Here is an 8,651-nt window from a genome sequence, read left to right as displayed (position 1 = left end):
TAGACAATTGCGCAAACAGAAAGTACCGTGTACCGGTTTAGCAAGAAAGAAAACAAGGTTTGACGGATTGGGTATGCACTCTTTGAGACTGTTGCGCATCCATATTTAGCAGATTTTTATGCACGAGATATCAGTTTGGTGGGCTTTTTCAGATCACGACTATGCCATCCACCCCTATAGTAGTATGGAGCTATAATTTATGCACCGATTACTCAAGAGTCTTTCTTAATGTTTCAAGCATAACAAAACTATGGTTACTGCAGGGATACTCCTGTAAAAGCATGATGATAGTGGCTTAAAACTTCCCTAATTCTTTGCTAAAACGATGAGCGGTGAGCGACAGTTTCTCCCATCTAATTGTTTGATGAGATTCTAGCTCATACTCCGATTACTAAACATCCTTTTTGCATATACAAAGCATTATAATAACAAAAAAAAGGCTGATAATAACATCAGCCCAAGATTTTGACTAAAGAATTATGATTAATGTATAGAATTTACGATATTTCTATGGAATTCTTTATTGAAAGATTTAACATAATTAGAATATGAATGCCAGTAAGTTATTGAATCGGCAGAGAATGCATAGCGTCCGCTGGCTTTGAATTCTCCTGAACTAAAGTATAGAGAGTATTCAGTTTGGGGTCCGAAATCTTCCAAAGAATTTGCGGGGATTGTATGACTACGAGCGCTACTGGCGATCATTTTGTTATATCCCTCTTCGCTCTCTTCGTCGGTACCTGGGTTATAAGCATACATACTGACCCATTGATAACTATTATTTGCCGGTAATTCCCAAGTGAAAGTAAAGGGCTCTCTATAATTAAATGTTTCTGGGAAATCTACAATAGCGTTGTATGGCATTTTAAGATTTGCAGAACTCAGTTTTTGATCGTTTTTGTAAAACTCGATATTATACTCGGTTCCGGGCTCTAACTCAACATGTCCACTATAAACACCGTAATCTACCCAAAGCTCTACTAACAAATCCCCGATTTTGAAGTAGTAATCATCATCCTCATCTATATCGGTGTAATCACCCAGATAGTAAGCCGAGACATAGTAAATTGTGCTATTTTTCTCTTGGTTATGCAATTCAGCAGTAAACCAGAGATCCCAATCGAAGTTTTCTTCGCTGATATCCGGCATACCTGTGATGCCACCATCGTCATCGTCACCGCATGCACTTAATACAAAAAGTGCAAAGAAAGCGATAAGAAGTGTAAGCCATAAGTAACTTTTCATTTGTTTTCTCCTTTTTATTGTGGTTAATCTATCTTAAAACCATGTACTTCCCAGCATCCGGCGTCGTCTATCCATACGGACCCTTCGGCAAAGGGCTCTATTTGAATAGATAATCTGCCAAAGCTCACACCTGGGCGCAAGAATCCAGCACTAACGGCAATACGATTCCAGATGCTATTGGGAGTGAACCTTTCTTTGAAGCGATTTGTAATCTTACCGTTATCTTTAAAAGTAATCATTTGCATTGTTATTTGAGGGGGAGAAGGGCTATCGGATTTTACCATCACTCGGGAGTAATAACCGCCGTATCGCCGTACTTTGAAGGGTTCAGAGATAAGCAGGATATCTTTATCGGAAGCGGAGATCATCAAAGAAGTATCGCCTTGAAGAGCTTCTTTAGGATCGATGCGGATTTTATCGTAATCTGCGCTGAAGGGTTCAACATGAACACTCCATCCTTTAAGAGCTTCGTTGGGATTAAGAGAGAATGGGGCAAAACCAGGATTTGCCAGAAGATTCTTGCTATCTTGTATATCCGCTTCGGAAAAAAGCAGAGACGAACTAACAAAACAAGCACTAAGGGTGAAAAGGATTGCTAAAAGAAAAAGCCAAATCCTCATTTTATAAAACCTCTTTCATTAAGATATTTCAATATAACAGCCACTGAGATAGCATTTATCAACAGATTTGACCCGCCATAACTAATGAACGGTAGGGGAATTCCGGTTGCGGGAACCAAACCAATGTTCATACCGATATTTATAAAGCTTTGAAACATAAGATAAGCTAAAATTCCAGCAGTGGCAACTTTTCTTTCTTTTACTTTTATCTGGGCGATATCGTGGATGATTCGGCCAAAAAACAAGGCAAAGATTACCAATAACAACAGCGAGCCTAAAAAACCGAACTCCTCGCCAATAACCGAGAAGATAAAATCTGTATGATGCTCTGGGAGGAAATTCATATTCTTTTGTGTACCCATAAGCCAGCCCTTGCCGGTAAGAGCTCCGCTTCCAATGGCGATCTTGCTTTGGATAATCTGGTATCCAGTGCCTAAGGGATCTCGGGAAGGATCTAAAAAAGTGAGAATCCGATTCTGCTGATAATCCTTTAGTCCCATCCAGAAAAGTGGCATAATCAGGGCAATAAAAACATTAATTATACTCGCAACAGTTATTGCTACCCAAGAAAGCCGAGACCACATAAGTAATAATACAAATATCACAATCCACAATAGAATAAACAACCAGTGAACAGATGCAATTATAGAAATAACCGGAGAGATGATCAATAGTATATAAAACAGCGGAACTTCGGCAGCTATCAACATTGCTAAAAGTGCAGCCCAAAATACCAGAGTTGTGCCAAAATCTGGCTCTATCAGAATCAATAGAACAGGTATTGATGCGATGCCAAAGCCGTAAAGCATCTGTCGATATTCACTTAGATTCTCTTTAGAGATGTAGCGAGCTACCATTAAAATGGTAAGCAATTTGGCACTTTCGGAGGGTTGGAAATTGATGCCTCCAATGCTAAACCAGCGATGCGAGCCATTTACTGCCGGTGTGAATAAAACAACAACAAGGGCTAATACATTTAAAACAAAAGCAGGCAAAACAAGGATATCGAAGATTGGCATAGGCAACTTCAACAGCAGAGTGATCATGCCTAAGGCAATAAAGGCGAAGATTATCTGTCGCCACCAAAACGACTGGGTACTTATCTGATCGGAGATAACAGTAGTAGATGCGCTAAAGATGGAGATACACCCCAAGGCAATTAGCACAATCAGTAATAGAAGCAGCATAAAATCAAATTTCTTACGATTTATCATGGTTGAGGCTGCTCTTCGGGAATGGATTCCGCATCTGGAGTTTGGAGGTTTGTATCCGGCTGAGGCTGCTCTTCATCACCACTAAGCTCGAGTTCTTCAGCATTCAGAAACTGAGTAGGTAGTTTTACAGGACGTTTGATATCTTCGATATTGCCCATATAGAAGTCAAAAATCTGCCGTGCAACCGGAGCAGCCATAGCTCCTCCGCCTCCAGCATTTTCCATAAACACAGTAACGGCAATTTCGGGTTTGTCGGTTACAATATAACCACAGAACCAGGCATGGGTTGTCTTACCCATTGAGTTTTCTGCTGAACCCGTTTTACCGTATGTAGTAGCTCCGGGAACCCGAACGCTACGAGCAGTACCATTTGGAGCATTGCATACCGCCCACAGTCCTTCTTGTAGATATTTTAGATGTTCAGAGTTTAAGGGAAGGCGATTCTTATGGATTGGTTGAACTTGCTCTATCGTTAGTCTTCCTCTGCCAACTGTTTGTTTGAGTAGGTGAGGTTGAATCCATAAGCCATTATTGGCAATAGCGGAATAGAAAGCACACATCTGGATGGGAGAAGTGAGGATTTCTCCCTGTCCGATAGAAAGATTAACCTTGTGCCCTTGAATTCCAATGTTTTGTCCATAGGTTTTACGATACCAAGCAGTATCTGGAAAGAATCCGTTTCTTTCGTTAGGCAGGTCAATTCCCGTTGCTGTACAGAGATGATTTTCTAAGGCAAACCTTCTAAATTCATCCAAAGGCAGTTTAAGTGAGAGATCATAGAAATACACATCGCATGAATGCATCAGAGCTTCAACAATATTGGTTCTTCCATGACCCGAGGGCTGCCAACAGCGGAAATAACGGTTTCCTACTTGAAATCCACCATCACAGAAACTGAGTTTGGTATTTCTATCTACTATGCCTTTGTTTAGACCAAACCCGCCAGTAATTGGCTTGAAAACAGATCCAGGCGGGTATGTTGCATGAATCACTCGATCCAGCATGGGTTTGTTTATGTTATTGAGATCTGCCCAAATCTCCGGACTGATCCGTTGCATAAAGAGATTAGGATCGTAACCTGGCTTGCTTACATATGCTAAAATACCACCACTACGCACATCACTAACGACGATGGCGCCTTTTAGATGCTCAGGGAAAGCCCTATAGGCAAAATTCTGCAGATCACTGTCTATGGTTAAAACCAATGATAGCCCATTAAGCGGTTCGATGAATCCCTCTTCTTTAAACAAACCCAAAGAGTGACCTTGAGCATCGACCTGTACTATTTCTCTGCCGTCTTTACCCCTCAACAATACTTCGTAATAACGCTCCAATCCTGTTTTGCCAATGTAGCTGTTAATGGAATAATCTTCTTCTTGGAACCGTTCATACTCCTCTTGATTTATGCGCCCTACATAGCCCGTGAAATGATTGGGAAACATATAGTTTCTAGTAGATCCGATGCGAAACACCAATTCGGGATAGTAATTCAAATCCTCACTTACACTCAGAACCTTTTCATAAGGAATATTATCTGCAAGAAGAATCTCTTCGTATGTTTTAAAGCGTTGTTGCTGTACCATCTGTAGCAATTCATCTTCTTCAATTTGAAAATGGGTGTTCAAAAACTGTGCCAATGTTTTAATGTTTCGGATTTTTCCGCTAGTAAGAAAGAGATTGTGTGCAGGGATATTTTGTACAATGGGACGGTATTTATGATCGTATATTTCTCCCCGAGTGGCTATGATGCGTCGAATGCGGACAAAGTTGCTTTCTGCTACTCGCTTGTAATGTTCCCCCTTTATAACCTGCAAACGAAATAGGGATGCAGCAAGCAGAGTGAACAGCACTGCAGAAACAATGGAATAGACTTTGATTTCTTTAGTCATGTATAATTACGATACGCAATTTGCTTATCAACTGCATTAAGGCAAAGATCAGCAAGCTAAATATGAGATTGTATAAAAAACCGCCTAAACTAAGACGGTATACCTTGGCGCTAAAACCATGTGAAAGCCCCATGGCAAATAGGTAAAGCAAACTAAACACAAGATTTGCTGAGCCAATAGCAATTAGTTTGGCAACCATGCTATCCGTTTCGAAGGGAATTCTCAATACATCGGTGAGAACCGCCAAAAGCACAAAGATGAGCGAATGTATTCCAAACAGTGGAGGATACAAGATGTCGTACATCACACCTATTAAAAATACAATAGGCAAAGAGATTTGCCAATCTTGATGCCACACTGTGTAAATTAGCCAAGGCAGCAGAATGAGAGGGATTACTTGCGCAATAGCCAATGCAGGCATAAGCAGGATTTGTACATACAGGAAAAAGAGTCCACACAAAAACACGTAGATCCCTTTTAAGATCATCTTTCTATCCCTTACGTCTTACGATGCACAGCGGAGTTAGCTCATCAGCTTGTCCTTGGGGATTGTCTTTCATTACGGATTCGATGAAGTGCTTACTAACTCCACCTCCACCTCCTATCATCCAACTCCCACCAATATCGTTGATATCCATAATTGCCACAGGATATCCAATTGCTTGAGCAAGGTGTTCGGCAACTTGCTGAGGATCTTTGGGACCTTTTATCACGGTTTCATTATATGGCGGCACCGGCGATGTGCTAGCAGCATCAACTAATGCCGCTTGCATTCCGGCAATGCGGTAAAAATCTCCTTTTCGTCCTAGAAGTTTTCCCAAGGCACCAATTCCAGCGGCGAAAAGAATTCTACAAACACCTGTTTCATCGATGGCGCATTGCATACTTGAAGGAGAGCGTAAACCAATACCATAGGGCACTTTGGCTACAAATCTGCTTAGTATCTGGGCGAGAATGCCAATTCTTAAGTCGGCTACAGGGATCGCTCTGCCCTGTGTAATTGCCAAAGGACTTTCGCTAATGGTCAGAATATCGCCGATTTGCATTTTTGCTAACGCATATTCACGGATAATATCCAGCATATCGTCTTCAGCAGTCAAGATGCGAGTTTTAACCGGAATGCGGAGGAAAGTGTTTCCATATATGGTTATGTCAGCTTGTTTGTTGCTCATGGTTTTTCCTTTCTTTTAGAATATACACGTGTTCAAGGTTTTCAACTAATGTGAAGGGGCTAATTTCAGCACTTAGAAACAGGTTATCTGCCGATTCTCTTATACGGATTATCGTTCCAACCGGAAAACCTTTGGGAAATAGTCTGGAGAGATTTGAAGTTACGATAGTATCTCCGGCGGCAATTTCAGAACCCAGTTTTACCATGTTCATAAGGATGTTTCCCGCAATATCGGATTGTAGTATGCCTTGAACGCCATTATTTTGGCTCATTACCGGAACTTGAAAGCGGGGATTAGAAAAGGGTAAAATGATGCTGTATGTATCGGTTACAGATATTATTTTGCCTACGATACCATTTCCGGCGATCACCGCAGAACCGGGTATCACCATATCGTTTTTGCCTTTATTAACAATCAGACTGCGTTCCTCAAACTGTCCCGAATAGCCGATTACCTCAGCAAGTTGAAATTGATTTCCAGTTATATCAAAATTGATGGATGCCACTCCGGTGTATTCTCTCAGCTCATTTTGCAGGGCAAGTATTTTTAGCGTGCTCTCGGTTAATCTGCTACGCAACAAGAAATTATCCTTGCTTAAAGCATGATTGCTTTCAATGGTTCTAAGTGATGACACAAATGGAAAGAACAGTGTTTTGCCCAAAAAAGATGCTTTTGCTGCCCGTGTTTCTTCATTACCAATCAGCATAGCGATGGAAAGGACAATCAAAATGGCAGGAATGATGTACTTCTTTATAGTCATTGCTTATCAAGAGAGCTTATATTTGGACGAATCCGACAACTGAATAGTATGGATAAAAATTGAGCAAATCTTACTTAATCCTCAATTTTCTTAATGAGCACTTGGCGATAACGATCGATATCATCTAAAACCATACCTGCACCTTTAACAACGCATTCTAGGGGATCTGGAACCACATGTACGGGCAGATCGACAGTTTTGCGGATCTTTTCATCCAAGCCCTTCAACATAGCTCCCCCACCGGTTAGAAATATGCCACGTTCCGCAATATCTGCCGATAGTTCTGGTGCCGTGCGTTCAAAAAGCCGCTTGATGGCGTCAATCATTGTGGTAACTGTCTCGGCAATTGCTTCGCGTATCTCATCAGAAGAGATTTTGATGGTAACGGGATATCCCGAAACAATATCACGCCCTCTTACGTCCATAGTTAGTTCTTGCTTAAGAGGATATGCGCTGCCAATTGTGGTTTTGATTCTTTCAGCGGTTTGGATACCCACATGCAAGTTATTCTTTTTTCTAAGATAGCTAATCACATCCGTATCAATTTTATCACCACCTACGCGAATGCTATTGTGCACTACAATATGCGAAAGTGAGATTACGGCAATCTCGGAGGTTCCGCCGCCAATATCCATTACCATATTACCACAAGCTTCATCGATGGGAAGATCAGCTCCGATGGCAGCCGCTACTGGCTCCGAGATGAGATATACCTCTCTGGCCCCGGCGTGTAAAACACTATCCCGTACCGCGCGCTTTTCTACTTCAGTAATGCCGGATGGTACACAAACAATAACTCTGGGGCGCACCAGTAGGCGTTTTTTCTGCGCCCGCATAATCAGATTACGCAACATCAACTCTGTTACCTGAAAATCTGCAATTACACCATCTTTGAGGGGTTTTATTACCCTCACTTCATCAGGATTTTTACCTAACATCACTTTCGCTTGCTGACCAATGGCTATGATCTTCTTGCTATCCGTAGAAACTGCTACCACTGAGGGCTCATCTATTACTACGCCACTGTTTTTTTTGTATACTAAGGTATTGGCAGTACCTAAATCTATCGCTATGTCGTTTGTCATCATGCCAAAAAAGTCAAATAAAGACATCCGTTACCTCTTTTCTGTAAAGCCAAATTAAGAGCTTTTACAATATTATGTTACAAATAACCTATACTTGCACACTTTCTATAACCGTTAAGACTGTCAAGCGAAAAACGTTGTAATAATATTCGATATCAGTTTAGTTGTAACGTGTAGAAAAAGTGTAATCCAACGTGTACAGCAATACATATTATGCAATGAGCATACAGGATCATATAAAGACCGTTTTAAATCCTTATATATAGCAGATTTTATGCACGAAACAACAGTATTGTGTGCTTTTTTTATCGCCTCCCCACCCTTTTAGTATGAGACCTACCCCATGCTCCTATTAACCCAGATAAGGCTATGGAGTTCAATCCCCCTGCCCTATCTATCACCATTGCTAATAGTTAGGAGGGGGATTGGACTTCATAACCGGGATAAAACCATGACAGCCACTTGAAGTCCATTTGGCCTATTTAACTAATGCTGCATTGGAGATTAGAGATAGCCAAATGAACTCCAATGGCATCAATCGGGATTAATCAACGGTATTACTCCTATTGCCTTAAGCTGTTCTTACCCAGTATTCAAGTAGAGATTATCTTATGTCGAGGGAGTATCTCGGGAGTAAGCATAGCTAATCCTTACCTAAAGCATAAG

General features: G+C 41.1%; 8 protein-coding genes. All 8 read right to left on the bottom strand.

Going from position 1 to position 8,651, the window contains the following annotated elements; all coding sequences use genetic code 11:
* Window positions 1-483 precede the first annotated feature (483 nt).
* A complete protein-coding gene (locus LHW48_09040; protein MCB5260595.1) occupies window positions 484-1,245 on the bottom strand; it encodes a hypothetical protein in 762 nt (253 codons plus the stop codon).
* A gap of 23 nt (window positions 1,246-1,268) precedes the next feature.
* Complete coding sequence (locus LHW48_09035; protein ID MCB5260594.1) at window positions 1,269-1,865, bottom strand: hypothetical protein; 597 nt, start codon at window positions 1,863-1,865, stop codon at window positions 1,269-1,271.
* On the bottom strand, window positions 1,862-3,079 hold the full coding sequence (locus LHW48_09030) for a rod shape-determining protein RodA (GenBank protein MCB5260593.1): 1,218 nt from the start codon (window positions 3,077-3,079) through the stop codon (window positions 1,862-1,864). The genes LHW48_09035 and LHW48_09030 overlap by 4 nt, the downstream gene beginning before the upstream one ends.
* Window positions 3,076-4,968 carry a penicillin-binding protein 2 gene (mrdA, locus tag LHW48_09025; protein MCB5260592.1) on the bottom strand — a complete coding sequence of 631 codons (1,893 nt, stop codon included), beginning with the start codon at window positions 4,966-4,968 and terminating at the stop codon, window positions 3,076-3,078. Before mrdA ends, LHW48_09030 begins: the two co-directional genes overlap by 4 nt.
* A complete protein-coding gene (gene mreD, locus LHW48_09020; GenBank protein ID MCB5260591.1) occupies window positions 4,961-5,455 on the bottom strand; it encodes a rod shape-determining protein MreD in 495 nt (164 codons plus the stop codon). The genes mrdA and mreD overlap by 8 nt, the downstream gene beginning before the upstream one ends.
* Window positions 5,456-5,459: 4 nt before the next feature.
* Window positions 5,460-6,140, bottom strand: coding sequence for a hypothetical protein (locus tag LHW48_09015; GenBank protein ID MCB5260590.1), 681 nt, complete (start codon window positions 6,138-6,140; stop codon window positions 5,460-5,462).
* Window positions 6,121-6,900, bottom strand: coding sequence for a rod shape-determining protein MreC (locus tag LHW48_09010; protein ID MCB5260589.1), 780 nt, complete (start codon window positions 6,898-6,900; stop codon window positions 6,121-6,123). Before LHW48_09010 ends, LHW48_09015 begins: the two co-directional genes overlap by 20 nt.
* Before the next feature lie 74 nt (window positions 6,901-6,974).
* The gene (locus LHW48_09005; protein ID MCB5260588.1) at window positions 6,975-8,012 is read right to left on the bottom strand and encodes a rod shape-determining protein; all 1,038 of its coding nucleotides are present in this window, start codon (window positions 8,010-8,012) and stop codon (window positions 6,975-6,977) included.
* Between the last annotated feature and the right edge of the window lie 639 nt (window positions 8,013-8,651).

The organism is Candidatus Cloacimonadota bacterium (assembly GCA_020532355.1).
GTDB lineage: Bacteria > Cloacimonadota > Cloacimonadia > Cloacimonadales > Cloacimonadaceae > UBA5456.
The sequence above is the reverse complement of the archived record's forward strand: the minus strand, read 5'-3'. Positions and strand labels throughout refer to the sequence as shown.

Coding starts and splice junctions, on each gene's coding strand:
- LHW48_09040 (MCB5260595.1), bottom strand. CDS start 1,245: ATGAAAAGTTACTTATGGCTTACACTTCTTATCGCTTTCTTTGCACTT.
- LHW48_09005 (MCB5260588.1), bottom strand. CDS start 8,012: ATGTCTTTATTTGACTTTTTTGGCATGATGACAAACGACATAGCGATA.
- mrdA (MCB5260592.1), bottom strand. CDS start 4,968: ATGACTAAAGAAATCAAAGTCTATTCCATTGTTTCTGCAGTGCTGTTC.
- LHW48_09010 (MCB5260589.1), bottom strand. CDS start 6,900: ATGACTATAAAGAAGTACATCATTCCTGCCATTTTGATTGTCCTTTCC.
- mreD (MCB5260591.1), bottom strand. CDS start 5,455: ATGATCTTAAAAGGGATCTACGTGTTTTTGTGTGGACTCTTTTTCCTG.
- LHW48_09030 (MCB5260593.1), bottom strand. CDS start 3,079: ATGATAAATCGTAAGAAATTTGATTTTATGCTGCTTCTATTACTGATT.
- LHW48_09015 (MCB5260590.1), bottom strand. CDS start 6,140: ATGAGCAACAAACAAGCTGACATAACCATATATGGAAACACTTTCCTC.
- LHW48_09035 (MCB5260594.1), bottom strand. CDS start 1,865: ATGAGGATTTGGCTTTTTCTTTTAGCAATCCTTTTCACCCTTAGTGCT.